Source organism: Pseudoxanthomonas sp. SL93, assembly GCF_026625825.1.
GTDB lineage: Bacteria > Pseudomonadota > Gammaproteobacteria > Xanthomonadales > Xanthomonadaceae > Pseudoxanthomonas_A.
In genome coordinates this window covers 572,898-593,738 of the sequence record NZ_CP113065.1, presented here as the reverse complement: position 1 = coordinate 593,738, position 20,841 = coordinate 572,898, and the positions used below count along the sequence as shown (strand labels likewise).

The 20,841-nt window shown below is 63.5% G+C and carries 17 protein-coding genes; 7 read left to right on the top strand and 10 right to left on the bottom strand.

Annotation, left to right across the window (positions count from 1 at the left end):
* Positions 1–3 precede the first annotated feature (3 nt).
* From uvrC to OVA13_RS02725, 10 genes are all read right to left on the bottom strand, one after another.
* Positions 4–1,851, bottom strand: coding sequence for an excinuclease ABC subunit UvrC (gene uvrC, locus OVA13_RS02770; RefSeq protein ID WP_267792300.1), 1,848 nt, complete (start codon positions 1,849–1,851; stop codon positions 4–6).
* Positions 1,848–3,269 (bottom strand): hypothetical protein, encoded by a 1,422-nt coding sequence (locus OVA13_RS02765; RefSeq protein ID WP_267792299.1) that lies wholly within the window; start codon positions 3,267–3,269, stop codon positions 1,848–1,850. The genes uvrC and OVA13_RS02765 overlap by 4 nt, the downstream gene beginning before the upstream one ends.
* A gap of 25 nt (positions 3,270–3,294) precedes the next feature.
* Entirely contained in the window at positions 3,295–3,759 is a 465-nt protein-coding gene (locus OVA13_RS02760; protein ID WP_267792298.1) for a low molecular weight protein-tyrosine-phosphatase, read from the bottom strand.
* Entirely contained in the window at positions 3,756–4,517 is a 762-nt protein-coding gene (gene kdsB, locus OVA13_RS02755; RefSeq protein ID WP_267792297.1) for a 3-deoxy-manno-octulosonate cytidylyltransferase, read from the bottom strand. Before kdsB ends, OVA13_RS02760 begins: the two co-directional genes overlap by 4 nt.
* 57 nt (positions 4,518–4,574) lie before the next feature.
* Complete coding sequence (lpxK, locus tag OVA13_RS02750; RefSeq protein WP_267792296.1) at positions 4,575–5,594, bottom strand: tetraacyldisaccharide 4'-kinase; 1,020 nt, start codon at positions 5,592–5,594, stop codon at positions 4,575–4,577.
* Positions 5,591–7,345, bottom strand: coding sequence for a lipid A export permease/ATP-binding protein MsbA (msbA, locus tag OVA13_RS02745; protein ID WP_267792295.1), 1,755 nt, complete (start codon positions 7,343–7,345; stop codon positions 5,591–5,593). Before msbA ends, lpxK begins: the two co-directional genes overlap by 4 nt.
* Positions 7,342–7,764: an ExbD/TolR family protein gene (locus OVA13_RS02740; RefSeq protein ID WP_267792294.1), complete on the bottom strand. Its 423-nt coding sequence runs from the start codon at positions 7,762–7,764 to the stop codon at positions 7,342–7,344. Before OVA13_RS02740 ends, msbA begins: the two co-directional genes overlap by 4 nt.
* Before the next feature lie 9 nt (positions 7,765–7,773).
* On the bottom strand, positions 7,774–8,433 hold the full coding sequence (locus OVA13_RS02735; RefSeq protein WP_267792293.1) for a MotA/TolQ/ExbB proton channel family protein: 660 nt from the start codon (positions 8,431–8,433) through the stop codon (positions 7,774–7,776).
* A gap of 2 nt (positions 8,434–8,435) precedes the next feature.
* Positions 8,436–10,754, bottom strand: coding sequence for a DNA internalization-related competence protein ComEC/Rec2 (locus tag OVA13_RS02730; protein ID WP_267793609.1), 2,319 nt, complete (start codon positions 10,752–10,754; stop codon positions 8,436–8,438).
* An 86-nt stretch (positions 10,755–10,840) separates the two neighbouring features.
* The gene (locus OVA13_RS02725; RefSeq protein WP_267792292.1) at positions 10,841–11,848 is read right to left on the bottom strand and encodes an integron integrase; all 1,008 of its coding nucleotides are present in this window, start codon (positions 11,846–11,848) and stop codon (positions 10,841–10,843) included.
* 872 nt (positions 11,849–12,720) lie between these two features.
* Between OVA13_RS02725 and OVA13_RS02720 the strand changes: the two genes are divergently transcribed.
* The 7 genes from OVA13_RS02720 (at position 12,721) to OVA13_RS02690 (ending at position 20,002) form a co-directional block, all read left to right on the top strand.
* The gene (locus OVA13_RS02720) at positions 12,721–13,032 is read left to right on the top strand and encodes a hypothetical protein (RefSeq protein ID WP_267792291.1); all 312 of its coding nucleotides are present in this window, start codon (positions 12,721–12,723) and stop codon (positions 13,030–13,032) included.
* A 418-nt stretch (positions 13,033–13,450) separates the two neighbouring features.
* A complete protein-coding gene (locus OVA13_RS02715; RefSeq protein ID WP_267792290.1) occupies positions 13,451–13,909 on the top strand; it encodes a hypothetical protein in 459 nt (152 codons plus the stop codon).
* 82 nt (positions 13,910–13,991) lie between these two features.
* Positions 13,992–14,315: a DUF3658 domain-containing protein gene (locus tag OVA13_RS02710; protein WP_267792279.1), complete on the top strand. Its 324-nt coding sequence runs from the start codon at positions 13,992–13,994 to the stop codon at positions 14,313–14,315.
* Between the two features lie 436 nt (positions 14,316–14,751).
* Positions 14,752–14,979, top strand: a complete 228-nt coding sequence (locus OVA13_RS02705; protein WP_267792289.1) for a hypothetical protein — start codon at positions 14,752–14,754, stop codon at positions 14,977–14,979.
* Between the two features lie 69 nt (positions 14,980–15,048).
* Positions 15,049–15,390 (top strand): hypothetical protein, encoded by a 342-nt coding sequence (locus OVA13_RS02700; protein ID WP_267792288.1) that lies wholly within the window; start codon positions 15,049–15,051, stop codon positions 15,388–15,390.
* A gap of 1,276 nt (positions 15,391–16,666) precedes the next feature.
* Positions 16,667–16,939 (top strand): hypothetical protein, encoded by a 273-nt coding sequence (locus OVA13_RS02695; RefSeq protein WP_267792287.1) that lies wholly within the window; start codon positions 16,667–16,669, stop codon positions 16,937–16,939.
* Positions 16,940–19,660: 2,721 nt separating this feature from the next.
* Positions 19,661–20,002: a hypothetical protein gene (locus tag OVA13_RS02690; protein WP_267792286.1), complete on the top strand. Its 342-nt coding sequence runs from the start codon at positions 19,661–19,663 to the stop codon at positions 20,000–20,002.
* Positions 20,003–20,841 lie beyond the last annotated feature (839 nt).

Sequence of the window (20,841 nt, the reverse complement as noted above, 5' to 3'; positions counted from 1 at the left end):
CGTTTACTCGTTTCCCGCCTGTGGCGACGGCAACCCGTGCAGGTTAGCGTAGATTCGCTCGGCGAGTGCGGCGTTCACGCCCTCGACGCGCGCGATCTCGTCGGCGCCGGCCGCCTTCAGGCCCGCCAGGCCGCCGAAATGCTTCAGCAGGCTGGCGCGACGCCGCGGACCGATGCCGGGAATGTCCTCCAGCTTGCTGGTCATGCGCGCCTTCTGCCGCTTGCCCCGATGGCCGGTGATGGCGAAGCGGTGGGCTTCGTCGCGCACCTGCTGGATGAGCTGCAGCGCCGGGGACGCAGCGCCAGGGCGCACTTCACGGCCGTCGGGCAACACCAGCGTTTCGTGACCCGCCCGGCGCTCCTCGCCCTTGGCCACGCCCACCAGGGTCACGCCGTCCACGCCCAGGTCGGCCAGCGCGCCCACTGCCTGCGCGAGCTGGCCCGCACCGCCGTCGATGAGCAGCACGTCGGGCAGCACGCCACCCTCCTCCACCGCGCGCCGGAAACGGCGCTCGATGGCCTGATGCATGGCGGCGTAGTCGTCACCCGGCGTGATGCCGGTGATGTTGTAGCGGCGGTACTGGGAACGCACGGCGCCGTTGGCATCGAACACCACGCATGACGCCACCGTTGCTTCGCCCATGGTATGGCTGATGTCGAAGCATTCGATGCGGCGGGCAGGCTCGGGCAGGCCCAGCAGGTCCTTCAAGGCTTCGCTGCGCGCGGTCTGCGCGCTACGGCTGGTCAGTTCGGTGACCAGCGCCAGTTCGGCATTGCGCTTCGCCAGGTCCAGGTAACCCGCGCGCTCGCTGCGCACGTTCCACTTCAACTGGACCTTGCGGCCGCTGGACGCCGCCAGCGCATGCTCGATCAGTTCGGCATCGGGGATTTCGCGGTCCAGCACGATTTCCTGGGGCGCGGGTTGCTCGGCGTAATACTGGGAGACGAACGCTCCCAGTACTTCCTCCGCACTGTCCTCGCCATTGGTCTTCGGGAAGAACGTCCGCGTGCCCAGGTTGCGTCCGTCGCGGAACGCGAGCAGCAATACGCAGGCCTGACTGCCCTGCATCGCGCAGGCCAGCACGTCGAGATCGGCGGCGCGGCCATCCACGTACTGGCGCGCCTGCAGCGTGCGGATGGAGGCGACCAGGTCACGCAGGCGTGCCGCCTGCTCGAACTCCAGTGCCACGCTGGCCCGCTCCATGGCATCGGTCAGCTCGCGCGTCAGCTCATCGCTGCGGCCATCCAGCAACAGCGTGGCGCGACGTACCGATTCGGCATAGTCGGCCTCGTCCACGAGCGCCACGCACGGGCCACTGCAACGGCCGATCTGGTACTGCAGGCAGGGCCGCGACCGGTTGCGGAACACGCTGTCTTCGCAGTTGCGGATCTTGAACAGCTTCTGCATCAGGTTGAGCGTTTCCCGCACTGCGGTGACCCCCGGGTAAGGGCCGAAGTAGCGCCCCGGTACCGCGCGCGGGCCGCGGTGGAACGCGATGCGCGGCCACTGCTCCTGGGTCAACAGCACGTAGGGGTAACTCTTGTCGTCGCGCAGCAGCACGTTGTAACGGGGCGTCAGCGACTTGATCAGCTGGTTTTCCAACAGCAGTGCTTCGGCCTCGGTGCGGGTGACGGTCACGTCCATGCGCGCGACCTGCGTCAGCATCGACAGGATGCGCGGCGACTTGGGGGAGCCATTGAAATAGCTGGTGACGCGCTTGCGCAAGGCGCCGGCCTTGCCGACATACAGCAGGCTGTCGTCGGCGGCGTACATGCGATACACGCCCGGCGCCGTGCTCAGGCGGGCCGAAAAGGCCTTGCCGTCAAATTCCGCCTGGGGACTACCACTCATTCGTCGATCGGAACGTGGCTCAATGCGCCGGTGGCGATATCGTAACGCAGTACGTCATGGGCATCGGTTTCGGCGATCCACACCGCGCCCGCCGCCACGGCCACGCCGGCCGGACCGTGCAGGCGACGCGGCAGGGCCACGGTGGTGAGTTCCCCACCCCCCAGCCGCAAGGTGCGCAGGCTGCCGTTGCCGCTGTCGGCGATCCACATGACCGGCGCGTCCGGGCTCAATGCGATGGCCTGCGGATGCTGCAGCCGCGCGGTCTCGCGCGGGCCGTCGTCGGACCCGAACACCCACGTGCCCTGCCCCACCAGCGTCTGCACGGTATCGGCACGCAGCTGCATTGACCGCACCGCGGAGCCCACGGCATCGCAGACGTAGAGGGTCTGGTGCACCGCGGCCAAGCCGGCCGGCTGCGCGAACGCCGCCATCACGCCGCTGCCGTCACGCATGTCGAGCTGGCCGGAACCGGCGCGCGGGCGCAGTTCGCGGCTGCCCAGGTCATAGCTCCAGATGCGGTTGTCGCCCGCCATGCTGATGAAGACCTGGTTGTTGTTCACCACCACGGACTGCGGCTGGTTCAGCGGCACGTTGCGGGCGACCGTGATGATGCCTTCCACCGGTTCACCGGCACGGCCATTGCCGCACAGCGTGTCCACCGTGCTGGTCGCCAGGTTGATCCTGCGCAGCGCGTGGTTGCCGGTGTCGGCGACGTACAGCGACTCGCGCACCAGCGCCAGCCCGTGCGGGCGGCGGAACGCGGCATGGTTGAGTTCGCCATCGGCGAAATCCGCCGTCCCCATGCCGAACTGGCGGATCACGCGCCCCTGGTGGTTGCACTCCAGCACGCGGTGGTGACCGCTGTCGGCCACGAACAGCCGGTCGGGCGTGGCGACCAGGCCGGTGGGAAAGGACAGCGGCATGCGGGGTTCGGGGTGCGCCTCGCGAAAGCCGCGCAGGTCGTCTTCGGGCGGCGAATGCAGGCCGTCGCACAGGGTGGCGACCGCGCGCTCCAGCTCCGCCAGGCCATCCGCACCCACGATGCGGTGGCGCAGCTGGCCCTCGCCATCGATCAGCAGGACCGTCGGCCAGGCGTCAACGCCGAAGCGTTGCCAGGCCACCCAGTCGGCGTCGTGTGCGGCGGGAAGCGTGTTGCCCTGCCGGCGGAGACGCTTGAGCGCCTGCTGGGGTTCGCGCTCGCTGTCGAAACGGGGCACGTGGATCGCCAGCGCGTGCAGCCGGCCGACATAGCGGGCCTGCAGAACGGCAAGGTCGTTCAGTCGCTGGGCACACCAGGCCGACGCGCCGTTGACGAAGGCCAGCGCGACGATACGGCCGCGTTGTTCGTGCAGCGTGGTGGCCGGCGCATTGAGCCAGTGCAGCGCGCGCGGAAGTTCGGGTGCGAGGGTCGCGTTCATCATCATCCCTGATTATGCCCAAGTCTCATCGGGTGGCGAGCCGGGCGACGACCGCCTGTGCCGCCGAATCGACCAGTCGCCAGACCTGCCGGAAATCCTCGGGACCGCCGGTGTAGGGGTCCGGGACCTCGCCGTCCGGCATCACGCCCGACCAGTCCAGCAGCAGCACCACTTTATCGCCCATCCCGGCCGGCGCACGCTGCCGTGCATCACGGACGTTGGCCCGGTCGGCGCACAACAGCCAGTCGAAATCGTGGAAGTCCTGCGCCTGCAGCTGCCGTGCGCGCTGCGCACCGATGTCCACGCCGAATCCACGTGCACAGGCGATGGCGCGACGATCCGGGGGTTCGCCCACGTGCCAGTCACCGGTTCCGGCCGAATCCACCTGCACCCGTCCCGCGAAAGGCGATGCCTGCAGGCGCGCATGCAGCGCGCCCTCGGCCATCGGCGAGCGGCAGATGTTGCCCAGGCACACCAGCAGCAGCTTCAAGACAGGCCTTTCAGCAGGCTCTCCGCCCGCGCCAGGTCCTCCGGCGTATCCACGCCGGGTGGGAACGGTTCCGGCGTCAGCGCCACGGCGATGCGGAAACCCGCCTCCAGCACGCGCAGCTGCTCCAGGGACTCGACCTGCTCCAGGCGGCCGGGCGGCATCTTCGCGTAGCGGCGCAGGAAGCCCGCGCGGTAGGCATAGATGCCGATATGCCGCAGCCATTGGCCGGCTGGCAAGGCATCACGCGACCGGGCGAAAGCGTCGCGATGCCAGGGAATGGGCGCGCGGCTGAAATACAGCGCATCGCCGTTGTCCGCACGCACCAGCTTGACGGCATTCGGATCGAACAGGGTATCGGCATCCTCGATGGGCACGGCCAGGGTTGCCATGTCCGCCGCGCTGGCGGCCAGGGTTTCTGCCACCATGCGGATGCCGGCAGGCGGAGCGAACGGTTCGTCGCCCTGCAGGTTGACCACCAGCGTGTCATCGTTCCAGCCGGCGATGTCGGCGCATTCGGCCAGGCGGTCACTGCCCGACGCATGCCGCTCGGAGGTCATCGCCACCTGCACTTCCGTGCCCTGCAGGGCGTCGCGGATGCGGGCGTCGTCGGTGGCCACCCACACTTCCCGTGCGCCGGCGGCCAGTGCCCGCCGCGCAACGTGGACCACCAGCGGTTCACCGCCCAGCGGACGCAAGGGCTTGCCGGGCAGGCGGGATGCCGCGTAACGGGCGGGAATGGCGACGATGAAGGGCGTCATGTCAGTGGAAGTGCCTGCGATTCAGTGGAAACCCAAGGAGGGCGCGTCGTCGATGCGCTAGCGCGCCGTCTGTGGCGGGCCGGCGCGGGTAGCGAGTTTCTCCAGCAGCCCCACCCAGAACGCCTCGGGCAGCCGGGCCGCGACCGGCACGCTGTAGAACCAGGGCGTGGCGAAACCCGCGCACTTCACGGCGTCCTTCTCGGTCATCAGCACCGGGAGTTCACTGCCGAACTCGAAGTCATCTGCGCGATAGTCGTGATGATCGACGTAGGCGTGCGGTACCACGGCGATCCCGAATCCCTTCAGCATGGCGAAGAAGCGCGCGGGATTGCCGATGCCGGCAACCGCGTGCACCCGCTGCCCTGCGAAAGCCGCCAGCGCACGCGGACGACCGCCACGCAGCGGCAGCGCGACATCGGCATGCAGGTGCATCGGCCATTCGCCGAAGCCGGTCTCGGCGTCGGGCGCAGGCAGGTTGACCACGCGGAAGTCGCAGCCGGCCGCCCGTTCGACGGGTTCGCGCAGCGGCCCCGCCGGCAGCAAGCGGCCATTGCCGTAGCGCCGCTGGCCATCGATCACTTCGATCTCGATGTCGCGATGCAGGCGGTAGTGCTGCAGCCCGTCATCGCAGATCACCACGTTGCAGCCCGCTTCCGCCAGCGCACGCGCCGCGGCCACGCGGTCGCGGTCCACGCGCACGCGGATGCCGGTCTGGCGGGCGATCAGCACCGGTTCGTCGCCGCCCTCTTCGGGTGGCGTCTGCGCGTCCACCCAGCGCGGTGTGCCCTCGTCGCGACGCCCGTAGCCGCGACTGGCGACGCCGGGCTTGTAGCCGGCCGCACGCAGGCGCTCCACCAGGGCGATGGTCAGGGGCGTCTTGCCGGTGCCGCCGGCGGTGATGTTGCCGACCACGATGACCGGCACCTCCGCGCGCTTGGGACGCAGCAGGCCCCACCGGTAAAAACGCTGCCGCAATGCGACCAGCGCACCGTAGACACCCGACAGCGCACGCGCGGGCAGCGGGACTGCGGCATCGCTGAACCAGTACTCGGGCGTGCGCGAAGCGGTCCTGCTCACCCGGTATCGCCTTCGCGGAACTGCATCTGGTGCAGGTGGGCGTACAGGCCGCCGCGCGCCAGCAGTTCCGCATGCGTGCCCTGCTCCACCAACCGTCCCTGGTCCAGTACCAGCACCTGGTCCGCGTGTTCGATGGTGGACAGCCGGTGCGCGATGACCAGCGTGGTGCGGTCGGGCATCAGCTTCTGCAGTGCCTGTTGAACCAGGCGTTCGGATTCGTTGTCGAGCGCGGCGGTGGCTTCGTCGAGGATCAGGATCGGCGCATCCTTGAGCATCGCGCGTGCGATGGCCAGGCGCTGGCGCTGGCCGCCGGAAAGGCGCCCGCCCTTGTTGCCGATCGATGTGTGCACGCCCTGCGGCAGTTCCTGCACGAACTCCATCGCATTGGCGCCGCGCACGGCCTGCTCCATCGCCTCGGCACCGGCGCCCTGCAGTTCGCCGTAGGCGACATTGGCGGCGACCGTACCGTCGAACAGCATCACCTGCTGCCCGACCAGCGCGATCTGCCGGCGCAGGTCGGCCAGGGCGTAGTCCTGCACCGGATGCCCGTCGAGGAGGATGTGGCCCGACTCGGCTTCGTAGAAGCGCGGGATCAGCTTGATCAGCGTGGACTTGCCGCTGCCGGAGCGGCCGACGATGGCGGTGACGGTACCGGGACGCGCAATGAAACTGATGTCTTCCAGCGCGGGCCGCGTCTGCCCGGGATAGCGCGCAGTGATGTCGCGGAACTCGATCACCCCCTTGGCGCGATCCAGCGGCAGCCGGCCGTGGTCCTGCTCGTCGTCCGCATCCAGCACCGAGAACAACCGCTGGGCGGAGGCCACGCCCCGCTGCAGCATGTTCTGCACGTTGGTCAGCTGCTTCAACGCCGGAATGATCGCCATCATCGACACCATCAGCGACACGAAGCCACCCGCCGTCAGTCGCCCGGCCATGGCTTCGCGCCCGGCGAAGAACAGCAGCAGCGCCAGCCCCACCGCGCCCATCAGCTGCACCATCGCCGAGGAGATGCTGCGCGTGGCCTCCACCTTCATGGCCAGCCGCAGGTTGGTGTCGGCCAGCCCGCCATACCGCGCAAGCTCATTTTGCTGGGCGCCGTAGATCTTCACTTCCTGCTGGTTGGACAGCGTCTGGTCGGCCGCCTGCATCATCTGCGCACCGCTTTCCTGGATGCGATGGCTGATGCGGCGGTAGCGACGGGCCACCTTGTCCATCATCCATGCCAACGGCGGTGCCATCAAAAGGATGGCGATGGTGACCTGCCAGCTGGTGTAGAGCATGACGGCCAGCATGGCGATGACCTGCAGCGATTGCTGGATCATCACCTTCATCGCATCGACCGCCGCCTGCGCGACCTGGTCGCTGTCGGAGCCCAGGCGAACCAGCATGGCCGGCACCGGCTCGGTGTCGAAGCGCAGGCCCGGCAGGCGCAGGTACTTGCCGAGCACCTTCACGCGGAAGTCGCGCGCGATGCTGCGGGCCGCCTTGCCCATGCCCATGTCGGTGATGTAACCGGCCACGCCGCGGATGACGAACAGTCCCACGATGTAGGCGGGAAGCAGCAGGCTCTTGGCTTCGTCGCGCTTGATGAACGTCTCGTCGACGACGTTCTCCATCAGCTTGGCGAACGCACCGCCCGCAGCCGCTTCAAGCAGCATGCCGATGGCCGCCAGCGCCAGCAGTCCACGGTACGGGGTGGCAAACCCCAGCAGCCGCTTGTAGACCTGCCAGGCCGACGATGCCTCGTTCACTTGCGCGCCTCGGGCGCGGTGGCGATGTTGACCTTGCGGAAACCCAGTTGCCCCAGCGCATCCAGCGCCGTTACCACGGCCTGGTGCGGCGTACGCGCATCGGCACGCAGCAGCACCGGCCGGCTGCGGTCGCTGCCCGCCACCTGCTGCAGGGTCTGCTTGAGCGCATCGATGTCGGGGCGCAGCACTTCGTGTTCGTCGACGAAGTAGCGGCCATCGGCATTGACCAGCACGCTGAGCGCCTTGGTCTGCGCGGCAACGGCCTCGCCGGTGGCGCTGGGCAACTGCAGTTGCAGCATCGAGCGCGAGTCGAACGTGGTGGTGATCACGAAGAAGATGATCAGCACCAGGATCACGTCGATCAGGGGAACCAGGTTGATCTCCGGCTCTTCCTGCGCGCGGTCGTCACGGATCCGCATCGGCCGGCCTCAGGCGCCGACCGGCGCGGGCGCGACGACACCCGAGGGGCGCGCGACCGGGCGGGTCGTGCGGGCTTCCAATGCATCCACCAGCGCCGTGGCTTCCTTTTCCATCTCCATCACGTAACCGGTGACACGACCACGGAAATAGCGATGGAACAACAGGGCCGGGATGGCGACGATCATGCCCGCGGCCGCGCAGACCAGGGCCTTGCCGATGCCGCCTGCGAGCGCATTGACGTCACCGACGCCGCTGTCCTGGATGCCGAGGAACATCTGGATCATGCCGACCACCGTGCCCAGAAGGCCCAGCAGCGGCCCTGCCGATGCAATGCTGCCCAGGGCGTTCAGGAACTTCTCCATGCGGTGCACCACATGGCGGCCGGTGTCCTCGATGCGTTCGCGGATCTGGTCGCGCGGCTTGTTGCGGACATCCAGCGCGGAAGCCAGCACCTCGCCCAGCGGCGAATTGCGGCGCAGGGACTCGATATGGGCGGGCTCAAGCTGCCCCTTCACGGCCCACGTGCGGACTTCCTCGCCCAGACCGGGCGGCAGGATCTCCCTGCGGCGCAGCGACCAGAAGCGCTCCACCACGATGGCCAGCGCCAGTACGCCGAGCAGCAGCAGCGGGATCATCGGCCAACCGCCAGCCTTCACCAGTTCCAGCACGTTCAGTCCTCCGGCACTTCGCGCCGTTCGTTCGCAGGCCGATAGGATAGCCCACCCGCCCGCTGGCGCTGCACGGCGTCCCAGAGGTGGCGCCGGGAGTGACGGCGTTCACGCACGGCGAGCCCGTCCCGGCCAAGCCAGACACGCAGGGCGCCGCCCTGCCGGGTATCCAGCACTTCCGCCCCGGCCTGCTGCCAGCGCTGGACCACGTTGGCCCGCGGATGGCCGAACCGGTTGCCGTGACCACTGGAAACCAGCACGAGCCGCGCCCGGGTGGCGTGGACGAAGGCGGGATCGGACGAACCGGCGCTGCCATGATGCGGGGCAACCACCACCTCGGCCTGCAAGGCACCCGGCACGCGATGCACCAGGCTGCGTTCGACGATGTCGCCGATGTCACCGGGCAGCAATGCCGCACCATGGCGCCCTTCAACACGCAGCACGCAGCTGGCTTCGTTGCCCAGGTAGGGAAAATGCGGCGTGGGGTGCAGGAAGCTGAAGCGCACCCCGTCCCATTCCCACGCCTGCCCGGCCTCGCACGCGCCCGCCGCCGCCACGCCGGCGCCGACCGGCGCGAGCACCTGCCCGACCGGCCATGCATCGCGGACGGCGTCCGCGCCTCCGGCGTGGTCATTGTCGCCATGACTGACGACCAGCAGGGACACCTCCCACACCCCCAGCGCACGCAGGGCAGGCACCACCGCGCGCTCGCCGGCGTCGAAACCATCCTCCACGGCCGGCCCGGCGTCATACAGCAAAGCATGCCGCGCAGTACGCACCAGCACCGACAGACCCTGCCCCACGTCGATGACCACCAGTTCCGCCTCGCCATGTCGCGGCAACTCGCGATCCGGCCACAGCAGCGGCAGCCACAGGAGCATCGCCAGCGGCTTGCCCGGCACGCCACGCGGCAGCAGCATCCAGAACGCCGCCAGCAACGCCAGCGCCAACGCCCACGGCCGGCTTTCGGGCAGCCACCAGAGGGCGAAGGGACTTTCCGCCATCCAGACGAACAACGGCCAGGTCAGATCGAAACAGTCGGCTGCGGCACGCCATGCCCATGCCCCGGCACCGGGACAAAGCGCTTCCAGCGCCGTTCCCGCCAACGCCAGCGGTACCACCACCAGACTCCACCATGGGATCGCCACCAGGTTGGCCAACGGCCCCGCCAGTGACGCCTGGCCGAACAGCATCGCCGTCATCGGCAGCAGACCCACCGTCGCCACCGCCTGCGCCGGCAGGAAGGCCTTCGCCCAATGCAGCGAGGTGGGCAGGCACCAGGCCAACCAGGCCACGCCACCGAAACTCAGCCAGAAACCGGCCGACAACAGCGACAGCGGATCGAACAGGAGGACAGCCAGCATCGCCAACGCCAGCGCATCCACCACGTTGACCGGCCGCCTCCAAAGCCGCGCTGCCACGACAACCGCGATCATCAGCACGGTACGCACCGTGGGCAACGCGAATCCCGCCACGACCGCGTAGCCGCACGCCGCCAGCAACGCCGCCGCCCCGGCGGCCTGGGGACGTGGAAACACGCGTGCCAGCGCAGGAAAGCACCGCCAGATCCCGACACCGCACAGTGCCGCAAAGCCCGCGACCAGGCCGACATGGAAGCCCGAGATCGCGATCAGGTGGGTCAGCCCGCTGGCGCGCAGGACCTGCCAGTCGCCATCATCCAGTTCGCGTGTGTCGCCCAGCGCCAGGGCCCGCACGTAACGCGACGATGCGCCTGGCACCTGCCGCGCGATCTTCGCTGACATGGCCGCCCGCCAGGCGTGGATGCCTTCTGCGCCGGCAAGCCGCCGTGCCTGCTCCGGCTGGCGGACATATCCCATCGCAGTGATCCGCTGCGCAAGCGCGTGGCGCTCGGCGTCGAAGCCACCCGGATTGGCGAGACCACGCGGAGCGCGTACCCGCACACGCAGGCGCCACCGTTCACCGGCCTGCAGTTCGATGCGCGCGCCGGGCTGCACTGCGCCATAGTCGTCGTACCACGACAAGCGAAGCAGTCGTCCGCGCAGAGGCGCCGGCTGGGTGGGCAGATCGTCCACGCGGAACAGGAAGCGGGTCCGCCTGGCTTCCGGTTCCGGCAACCCCACCACGCGGCCGTGCACCGCCACCTCGCGGCCTTCCATCGACACAGGCAATTGCGCGTGCAGGCTCCAGGCGGCATGCAGCCCTGCCCATGCGAAGCCCGCCAGTGCTGCTCCCAGCCAGCGGCCCCGAATCCTTCGAGACCAGAGCGCCGTGCCAAGCACTGCGGCTATCCACAGCACCCAGGCAGGCAGCAGCATCGGCAGCCACAGGCACAACATCATGCCGGCCAGCCACGCTACCCCACACGCCAGTCCGGCCGGCGCCGGTACCGCGCGCTCCGCGGCGGGTTGCGCATCTCTTCCCTTCATCAGCGATCCAACGGGCTCAGCACACCGGCTGCGCCTCGGTTGAGAACGTGGGTATAGATCTGCGTGGTGGACACATCCTGATGGCCCAGCAGTTCCTGCACCGTACGGATGTCATATCCGCTTTCGAGCAGATGGGTGGCGAAGCAGTGGCGCAACGTGTGCGGCGTCACCGGCTTGTTGAGCCCCACCAGCCGGGCCGCCGCGCGGACTGCACGCTGCAGCACGCCCTCGTCGAGATGATGGCGCTTGATGCGGCCATCGCGGGGATCCACCGACACCCGTAGGGCGGGGAACACGAACTGCCATCCCAACTCGGTCTCGGCGTTGAGGTACTTGCGCGCCAGCGCATGCGGCAGATGCACCGCGCCATGCCCGGCCTCCAGATCACGCAGGTGCTGCACGCGAACCTGCTCCACCTGCAACTGCAGCGCTGCCTTCAGACTGGCGGGCAGCATGGTCTTGCGGTCTTTACCACCCTTGCCTTCCCGGACGGTGATCTCGCAACGGCTGAAGTCGACATCCTTGACGCGCAGACGCAGACATTCCATCAACCGCAGTCCACTGCCGTAGAGCAGCCCCGCCATCAACGCGTCACGCCCGGACATGGACCGCAACAGGTTGGCCGTCTCACCGCGCGACAGCACCACCGGCAGCCGCGGCATGCGCTTGGCACGCACCACGTTCTCCATCCAGGGCAGCTCCAACGCCAGGACCTCACGATACAAAAACAGCAGGGCCGACAGCGCCTGGTTCTGCGTGCTCGGCGCCACCCTGTCCTTCGTGGCCAGGACGGTAAGGAACGCCTCGACCTGCCTGCCGTCCATTTCGCGCGGGTGGCGCATCCCGTTGGTACGGATATAGCGGCGAATCCAGTAGAGATAAGCCTGTTCGGTGCGCAGGCTGTAATGTTTGACCCGCAACCGGCGTTGAACTTCGCCGATCAGCCCCAGCCGCGCATTCTCCCCCTCCCCAGCCGATATCACCGTCCCGTCACCGTCATATTGCATATCACCGCATCCATGCAGGGCTATACAACGACCTTCCCGCACCGCGCCGAACCCCGCAATCAGTCCAACCCGTTGTCCGATGTAGGTTTTTTCTGGTTGACGGTGACTCTCGACAGGGTCAAGAATCCCGCTACACCCCGCGTTGGGGTCTAATAGGTGTTAGAGCCCACGTGAGAAATGTTCGGCCCTGGTTCAATGGATGCTTCTTTTGGCTACCCATAGCGGTCACGCTGCTACTCAATCCTGGGCGCAACGGGATCAACATTCCGCAATTTTCAGTTCTAGCCTTGCTCACACTAACTGCTTGCGGTATTTCGATGATGTTCCACTCGGTCGTAGCATTGATTCAGCCCGAAAGTATGAGTTCCGTTTTTTCCCAAGACCCAGCTAAAACACGCCACATGATGCAGTTTCTCTTGTCATTCCTATTCGGAGTCATGGCAATTTACTATGCGGCCCAGGGCACCGGATTCACGGGACATGGGCTCTAACAATTCATTCAAGCCGAACCCGCTTCGCGGGTCGGCTTAATTCCGGTGTTAGGCATCTATGAAAGCCAGTCGCAACTCAGACCGTGTGTGGGGCGCGCTCTGCATCTGTTTAGGCGGCCTGATCTCATATCCTGTTTGGCAACGGCTTGTTAGCTATGTCGCCACTGGCAATCTAGAGTTCCATTCGAGGAAGGGGCTACATCTTTATGGTGCAGATGCCGCAATTCCGCATGTCGCTTACTTGCTCATCGGGCTCGCGTGCATTGCTTACGGGCTCTCGCTGCTACTCAAACCACCCGGCGGCGATGCCTAACAATTCATTCAAGCCGAAGCCGCTTCGCGGCTCGGCTTAATTCAGGCGTTAGGCCGCTAGGAGAGTCCATGGACTATGTTGAGGCAGTGCTCCCCGACTCTGTCAGCGTCCGCTGCTCCACAAGCCAATTACTTTCTGAGCTTGTGGCTGTCGGAGCTATCACTAGTGACAATGGCGTCTGTATTCCGTTTAACTCAAAGGACACCTTGGCGGTTGCCCTGACCCAGTTACAGCGGCTCCAGGTTCCATTCGCTGATTCTCCTGCCGGCTGGCCTCCGGCCGCAATCTTTGCGCAGATGAGAGACGAGGGCTTGGTTCATGGCAATATCACCGCTGTTTCTTGGCTGTCGCCGGGTCAACCGATCCTGCGCGCGGCCTAACAATTCATTCAAGCCGAACCCGCTTCGCGGGTCGGCTTAATTCCGGTGTTAGGCCGCTATGCAAGATCATGTCAAGTTGGAGATTACTTTCCTGACACCAGACCAAGGCGGCCGGATGAATCCACCTGCGATTAACGGCTACAAGCCCCATCTCCGCATTCCCTCTGACAGCACAATGCTCGGGGTTGAGTTCTTCGGCCATGCCGGCGTCGCACCTGTTGGCGCGCCGATATCTGTTTTGGCAAAACTTGTCTATGCGCCGGCCGTCTCATACTCTGAGCTTCAGCCAGGCGTTAGCATTGAGGTGTTGGAGGGGGCACGAGTCGTCGGTCACGGATTTGTCGTCGATGCGCGGCCTAACAATTCATTCAAGCCGAACCCGCTTCGCGGGTCGGCTTAATTCAGGTGTTAGGCCCCTATGAAGGCACTCACGGCACTGATGATGATCTTTGCTCAACTGACGCCAGCGTATGCCGGCGTCAGTTCCGTTGCCTCCCCCGAAGAGCGCCTGACATTGGGTGGGATTGCGATTGGGCAAAGCGAGGCCTCTGTTACTGCGTTGCTGGGTAATCCCAAGAAACGCACTGAAGAGTCGGACTTCTTTCTGCCCATAACCTTGTCCTATCCGGGCTTGGTCGTTTCTCTTGATGAGCAAGGTGTCGGCGGCGTTCATAGCTCCAGTGAAAAATTCTGCACTCTTGCAAATGTTTGTCCTGGCATGACATATGCGCAGGTTACGGAGGCGTACGGCCACGCAGATCCCTACGAGCGCGACGGGCGCGTATTCAGGGACTATCTGTGGGACGATGGATGCTGGCTTCGGATCAGTTTTCAAGCCAACGTGGCAACCACTGTAGAGACCACATGCTCACCGTGACGGGGCCTAACAATTCATTCAAGCCGAACCCGCTTCGCGGGTCGGCTTAATTCAGGTGTTAGGCCTCACAAGACTGTCCACTATGACTCCAGCCGACGACCAAGATGATCCGCCGCTTGATGCGGACGATCTGCGGGCTGTTGCCGCACTCACTCAGGATGACCTTCTTGCCATAGATCGAGCCATTCTGGCCAGTAGTAGCTCAAACTGGCGAAAGGTCGCCCTTGTTGTAGCGGTCGCAATGGACGCATATCCGGACAAGTACCACGACGTTCCAGATGTCTTCTACAGCCAACGCCTCAGAGATCTAGTCTCGGCTGGCCATCTGGAGGCGCAGGGCAATCTGTACCGCATGCGTTTCAGTGAGGTTCGCCTTACTCTCGCCGGCCTCGACAGTGAGGCCTAACAATTCATTCAAGCCGAACCCGCTTCGCGGGTCGGCTTAATTCAGGTGTTAGGCCGCAGAAAGACTACTTCGATGATCTCACGCATCCTCAAGTTCAGGCCCTTGCTCTGGGTTGCGGCAATCTTGCTGCTCTCTTACATGGTGAGCTTTACATGGGAGCGGCAAACCTCCTATGACGACGGCGGCGTAGGCACAATCTCGTTCCTGATAGTTACGCTATTCTCGGCACCGGGAGAGTTCTTCGGCTTTGGTTTTGGTTCGAGCGTGTTTCTTGCGCTTGCGTCTCTGATATTTGCAGACGTTCTGATCGGCCTCAAGATTCGGGACAGGTCTCATGGACGGTCATAGCCTTGGGCTGCGGCCTAACAATTCATTCAAGCCGAACCCGCTTCGCGGGTCGGCTTAATTCTGGTGTTAGGCCTCAAGAGCACGCACTATGAGACTTGTCGGTAAAGTTGTCGGCTACCTGATTTCAGCGCTGGGTATAGGCATCGCCATCTTCGGCTTGCTGGCGGTCGCTGACCCACAAGGCGCGCAACTCGCCAATGACTTCGATCCGTTCGGTGTCCCGCCGTCGACCGCCCAACGCATGGTACACATTGCTGTCGGCGTGGCTCTGTCGGCTTTGGGTATTTGGCTTGTCGCCCGCAAGCCTCGGGTGTAGCTTGAGGCCTAACAATTCATTCAAGCCGAACCCGCTTCGCGGGTCGGCTTAATTCAGGTGTTAGGCCCCATGATATTCGCTGCAGCGACCGACGAGAACACGCTGTTCGTATTCGCTTCAATCTCGGAGGCAATCGCGTACTGCGAGAGTATCGACGTGGAGGATGGCGGCTGGATCTTCTGGGATCACGCAGGCAACGCTTTGAGCGCGGAGTTCCTCACTCAAAACCATCGCGGCAGATTCACCGTTGGTGGGGGCACATATCGGCTGGTCCAGGTATCGGGCAAGCCCACGCTGACAGAGTCTATTGCCAGCATCCATCACATCAATGGCAACCCATATTTTTCCACTCTTTCTGCGGTCCATGAGCATCTCGCAACCCCGACCCAGGTGCCCCAGCATGGAGCCTAACAATTCATTCAAGCCGAACCCGCTTCGCGGGTCGGCTTAACTCAGGTGTTAGGCGCCACGGCAGGCATTGCCGATCTTTGGGACTCAATCGCAGCAAATGACTGGCGCGACATACCTTGTGTCGTCGGTCGGCCGGCAACGGAAGCTGACGTCGCTGCTGGTTCCGCAGTCTTCTACGTACCTGGTGAGTCCGCCGCAGCCTCAATGGCTCTCCCTTGCTGTGCCATCCAAGTGCTTGAGGATGGCTCGGAGCAGCCTGTTGTCATTATTCAAGCGGAGCTTGCACCTCACGGCACCGTCTTGGGCGTCCGCCCCCTCTCTGGCGGCAACGGCATTTGCATGGCTACGGAGGTCCGCTTGCTTCCTGCAGGGTTTGGGTCGTAGGGTGGCGCCTAACAATTCATTCAAGCCGAACCCGCTTCGCGGGTCGGCTTAATTCAGGTGTTAGACCGCAGAGAGAGCCATCCGTGATCTTTGAATACACTCAAATGGATGCTGCCGGTACGCGGACCATGCACCTTCTCGGCATCCCGACGTACGCAGCTTTGCTGGCCTCCATTTGGGCCTTCCCATACGGCAAGCCGCTCCTCGGATTTCTCGCTGCAGCATTGGGAGCACTTGCTTACCAGTTCTTGTACAGTAAATCGCTGTACGCATTCGTGCACATGCTCACGCCACCACGACCCATTTGGCAATTCGCTCTCGCAGTAGTCTGTGTCCAGTTCCTAGCTCTTGGGGTTTTGTATGCTGCGGCCTAACAATTCATTCAAGCCGAACCCGCTTCGCGGGTCGGCTTAATTCAGGTGTTAGACCTGCCATGAGAACAATCTGCAATCTGGTAGTTCTGCTTCTTGGCATCACATCTGGCGCATGCGCGGCTGCCGAGCCGGCGCCGGCCTGTTCTTCTGGGCTTACTCCTACGTCGACCGTTCCGCCAAAGCTGCCGCCTCGGCTGCACAACGAGTTCTCTGGCAAAGCCCAGGTCTCGTTTGTCATTGGCCGCACCGGTCAGGTGCAGTCACCCGCCATCGTCTCTGCGGAGTGGCATCCTATCGGCCGTAGCCGCGGCCAGCCTGTGGGATACAACGAGGTCATTCTTTCAGCTGTGGCCCAATGGCGTTACCCCACGCGAGGGCACCCGTGCCGCCATCAAGTTCCGGTAGAGGTCCAGCTCGCAGGCTTGTCGAGCTCTGCGGCTGGCAGGTCTAACAATTCATTCAAGCCGAACCCGCTTCGCGGGTCGGCTTAATTCAGGTGTTAGGCCTCAAGAGCAATCATGCATGTTGATCTGGCGTTATTTGAGGGAGATACGTTGCTCGATCGCGGATGCTTCACTGTAGGTGCCGATAGGGCCGTATTTGCTTTCAGCCTTTTTCAGGCTTCCCACCAACTTGTATCCGGCTCAGCTGACGTCGTTTTGTTTGGCTTTCCCAAGCATATCGACCTTAAAAAGATCGCCTTGGACATGCCAGTGCATGAGTCGCTCGACTGGGAGACGATTGACCTAGGCCGATACACGGTAGCCTTCTCGTGTCGGCTTGAGGCCTAACAATTCATTCAAGCCGAGCCCGCATCAGGTTCGCTAACTTCGGCTGGTTCTGGGTAATATCGGCTTCGGTGCCGGTCCAGTGCGGGCCGGCTTAATTCAGGCGTTAGGCGGCAAGGAGAGTTCGTTGAGACTCACAAAAGCAGTTGCATGGGTCAGCCTTGCTGCTTCGCTATTGTCTTTCTGTGTTGGGATCGTATTGGCGCGCCTGTATCTATGCGGTGTGCCCGGCCCGCTGGCCTTCCTAGCCAGCTTTGGCTTTGGCCTAGTCTCCGCCTCAGCGGTCTTACTGCTAGCCTGGCTAAGACGCTCATGGCGTCTCGCGCTCGGGGCACTGGCTGTTGCAGCTCTCGCTTTCGTGCTCCAATTCTTAAGCTTGGCGGTAACGCTCCCGGGCTGCTCGGGTGTCTGAGCCGCCTAACAATTCATTCAAGCCGAACCCGCTTCGCGGGTCGGCTTAATTCAGGTGTTAGCGCCCATATGTGGCCATTCCGCAGGAAGCAACCCAGAGTTCCTCTCTCGATGCCGTTTCAGGAGTTTCGTCGGACTTACGTCCCCGCCGCGCAAGGGGTGGTCGAGAATCCACTGGCAGTAGAGACAGTCTGCCCTGTGTGCTTCACTCAGTTCCCTGCCGGCACCATGTCGGCAGACTGGCCTATGTGTCCGGATTGCTCCAGCGAGGGCATGGATCTTGGCGTAGAGCCGCTAGACAGTTTTCTGGCGTCCAAGACGCTGGCGGATCTAGATGCGATAGCATCTCAGTGGGACGCGGCAGAAGGGTTCCTGCCGCAGTACAAGTCGCTCAAAGCAGGTAACCTCGCTCATCTTCGCGCTCGTAAGGCCGCGGCTGGGCGCTAACAATTCATTCAAGCCGAACCCGCTTCGCGGGTCGGCTTAATTCCGGTGTTAGGCCGTTGGGTTGGCGCTTCAAAGTGGCATCGTTAGCCTTCGGCAACGACGTCGTAGTTCACCCTTCCGGTCGCTCTTCGGACGGGTCCCCAGGCAAGCACCTCGCCGGTCAGACCCCGCGCACCCCACCCTTGCGGCTCACCTACATCCGGCGCCTCTTTCTGGTACAACGCTGGCCTAACAATTCATTCAAGCCGAACCCGCTTCGCGGGTCGGCTTAATTCAAGGTGTTAGAGCCCATGAACCGAGTTTCCTGCATTCTTGCAGCACTCTTCCTGACTGCATGCTCTCAATCACCGGTCCCTATACCGTCCGCACAGTTCACTCCGTGCTGGCCCATAGCTGGATTAGAAGATCCGGATATTCCCCCTGAGGCACGCACGACTATTCTGGAGGCACAAGAAGACTTTTGCGCCGTACTAGAGAATCGCGAGCCAAAACACGCGCACAAGGTATCGCCTCCCGCCACTACCAAGAAGCGAGGCAGCACCTACTATGCTGGCCGCGGTTATCGCCTAACAGTTGTCCGAGATACGTTTGAGACTGGTGGCGCCTATTTTGGATTCTATGGCCCCGTACTCCACTTCGATTCTCCCGGGCGTGGGCGAGGCGAGATGTCACAAGTTCGGGTAGTAACTCTGCCACCAATGCATTAGCGGCATGGGCTCTAACAATTCATTCAAGCCGAACCCGCATCAGGTTCCCTAACTTCGGTTGGTTCTGGGTAGTATTGGCTTCGGTGCCTATCCAGTGCGGGTCGGCTTAATTCAGGTGTTAGGCCGTCGGGTTGGCGCTTCAAGGTGGCATCGCTGGCCTGCGGCAGCGATCCGATTGTTCGCCTGCATGGCAACTCTTCGGATGGGCTCCCAGTCAAGCGCCTCGCCGGTCACGCCCCGCGCACCCTGCTCTCAAGGCTCGCCTGCATCCGGCGCCTCTTTCTGGTACAACGCTGGCCTAACGATTCATTCAAGCCGAACCCGCTTCGCGGGTCGGCTTAATTCAGGTGTTAGGCCGCACACGAACATGGTCGATGGCTCAAGAAATCAGTTTCCGCTCTGGAAGGCGTTCTGGATTGTCTGTCCGGCGACGTATCTCATTGCAATCGCGCTATTTGCGCTCACAAACTTCGTCACGGATCGCCTTGGCGGTCACACTGTCGAGATCATTGCTGGGCAAGAGGTACGTTCTGCCAGTGCGGAGTCGTTCAAGTACGGTTGGTACAACAGCGTAGCGATCCAGGTCATTGCAGTGCTCCACGCTTGCCTATGCACTTTTATCGTTCTTCGTTACAGGCGCAGTACTCGCAGTAGATGGCTTGCAGCCCTCTCCATCGCAGCTGTCCTTACATACCTCGGCTACACCTTGTACTGTACATACGGCTTGTTCCACCCAGATCCTAATCTTTGGCCGATCACTTACTAGTGCAGGTACGGCCTAACAATTCATTCAAGCCGAACCCGCTTCGCGGGTCGGCTTAATTCAGGGTGTTAGGCGGCAGGGGTAAGCAACATGGCACGTCGAGCTTTGCTGATAACCGGATCAGTCCTGTGCGGACTCGGCACGGTCTACTGCTTTCTGTGGATCTTCTCCGCCGCAAGTCTGGCTTCTGGCTTTTGTGGCAATAGCTTCTCGCTATTCGCGGAGCACTTGCGCTGCCGTCAAGTCCACTTCGCAATGATCCTCACGATCTTGCTTTTGTTGCTTTGTGTGTTTTTCGGCTGGAGGGCGGCGCGTGCAGGTTATCGGCCAGCCGCCTAACAATTCATTCAAGCCGAACCCGCTTCGCGGGTCGGCTTAATTCAGGTGTTAGGCCCCATGATATTCGCTGCAGCGACCGACGAGAACACGCTGTTCGTATTCGCTTCAATCTCGGAGGCAATCGCGTACTGCGAGAGTATCGACGTGGAGGATGGCGGCTGGATCTTCTGGGATCACGCAGGCAACGCTTTGAGCGCGGAGTTCCTCACTCCAAACCATCGCGGCAGATTCACCGTTGGTGGGGGCACATATCGGCTGGTCCAGGTATCGGGCAAGCCCACGCTGACAGAGTCTATTGCCAGCATCCATCACATCAATGGCAACCCATATTTTTCCACTCTTTCTGCGGTCCATGAGCATCTCGCAACCCCGACCCAGGTGCCCCAGCATGGAGCCTAACAATTCATTCAAGCCGAACCCGCTTCGCGGGTCGGCTTAACTCAGGTGTTAGGCGCCACGGCAGGCATTGCCGATCTTTGGGACTCAATCGCAGCAAATGACTGGCGCGACATACCTTGTGTCGTCGGTCGGCCGGCAACGGAAGCTGACGTCGCTGCTGGTTCCGCAGTCTTCTACGTACCTGGTGAGTCCGCCGCAGCCTCAATGGCTCTCCCTTGCTGTGCCATCCAAGTGCTTGAGGATGGCTCGGAGCAGCCTGTTGTCATTATTCAAGCGGAGCTTGCACCTCACGGCACCGTCTTGGGCGTCCGCCCCCTCTCTGGCGGCAACGGCATTTGCATGGCTACGGAGGTCCGCTTGCTTCCTGCAGGGTTTGGGTCGTAGGGTGGCGCCTAACAATTCATTCAAGCCGAACCCGCTTCGCGGGTCGGCTTAATTCAGGTGTTAGGGCGCACATGAAGCAATCGCGCAGCTCGAAGGTAAAGCAGGTTGCTCTGTTCGCGCTTGCAGGGCCTCCGATTGGAGCGCTTCTCTGGCAGATTGTCGTTGCGATCACTGCCGAGTTCCCACGAGACTATTCGTTGGGGTCGTGGATCTCCACTTGGGCAGGGCTTAGTGTGTTTGCCTACCTCTGGGGCTTTGCTCCCGCATTCCTCACGGGCGTTGTCGCTGTCTACATGCGCAGTACTTCGCCGGGAGTCGGCGCTCGGTCTCGTATCCTCCGTCTCGCGGCCACGGTAGGGAGTGGCGGCCTCCTGAGCTGGACTCTCCCGCAGGTATTCCCTGGCGGAGATGCGGGCGTAACGGAGGCGGCACTGGGGGCGGCAACCGCTTTCGTC

What these genes read in the sequence shown, in the direction of transcription:
- uvrC (WP_267792300.1), bottom strand. Translation starts at nt 1,851, where the DNA reads ATGAGTGGTAGTCCCCAGGCGGAATTTGACGGCAAGGCCTTTTCGGCC.
- OVA13_RS02765 (WP_267792299.1), bottom strand. Translation starts at nt 3,269, where the DNA reads ATGAACGCGACCCTCGCACCCGAACTTCCGCGCGCGCTGCACTGGCTC.
- kdsB (WP_267792297.1), bottom strand. Translation starts at nt 4,517, where the DNA reads ATGACGCCCTTCATCGTCGCCATTCCCGCCCGTTACGCGGCATCCCGC.
- OVA13_RS02740 (WP_267792294.1), bottom strand. Translation starts at nt 7,764, where the DNA reads ATGCGGATCCGTGACGACCGCGCGCAGGAAGAGCCGGAGATCAACCTG.
- OVA13_RS02730 (WP_267793609.1), bottom strand. Translation starts at nt 10,754, where the DNA reads ATGATGTTGTGCCTGTGGCTGCCGATGCTGCTGCCTGCCTGGGTGCTG.
- OVA13_RS02725 (WP_267792292.1), bottom strand. Translation starts at nt 11,848, where the DNA reads ATGCAATATGACGGTGACGGGACGGTGATATCGGCTGGGGAGGGGGAG.
- OVA13_RS02720 (WP_267792291.1), top strand. Translation starts at nt 12,721, where the DNA reads ATGGACTATGTTGAGGCAGTGCTCCCCGACTCTGTCAGCGTCCGCTGC.
- OVA13_RS02715 (WP_267792290.1), top strand. Translation starts at nt 13,451, where the DNA reads ATGAAGGCACTCACGGCACTGATGATGATCTTTGCTCAACTGACGCCA.
- OVA13_RS02710 (WP_267792279.1), top strand. Translation starts at nt 13,992, where the DNA reads ATGACTCCAGCCGACGACCAAGATGATCCGCCGCTTGATGCGGACGAT.
- OVA13_RS02705 (WP_267792289.1), top strand. Translation starts at nt 14,752, where the DNA reads ATGAGACTTGTCGGTAAAGTTGTCGGCTACCTGATTTCAGCGCTGGGT.
- OVA13_RS02700 (WP_267792288.1), top strand. Translation starts at nt 15,049, where the DNA reads ATGATATTCGCTGCAGCGACCGACGAGAACACGCTGTTCGTATTCGCT.
- OVA13_RS02695 (WP_267792287.1), top strand. Translation starts at nt 16,667, where the DNA reads ATGCATGTTGATCTGGCGTTATTTGAGGGAGATACGTTGCTCGATCGC.
- OVA13_RS02690 (WP_267792286.1), top strand. Translation starts at nt 19,661, where the DNA reads ATGATATTCGCTGCAGCGACCGACGAGAACACGCTGTTCGTATTCGCT.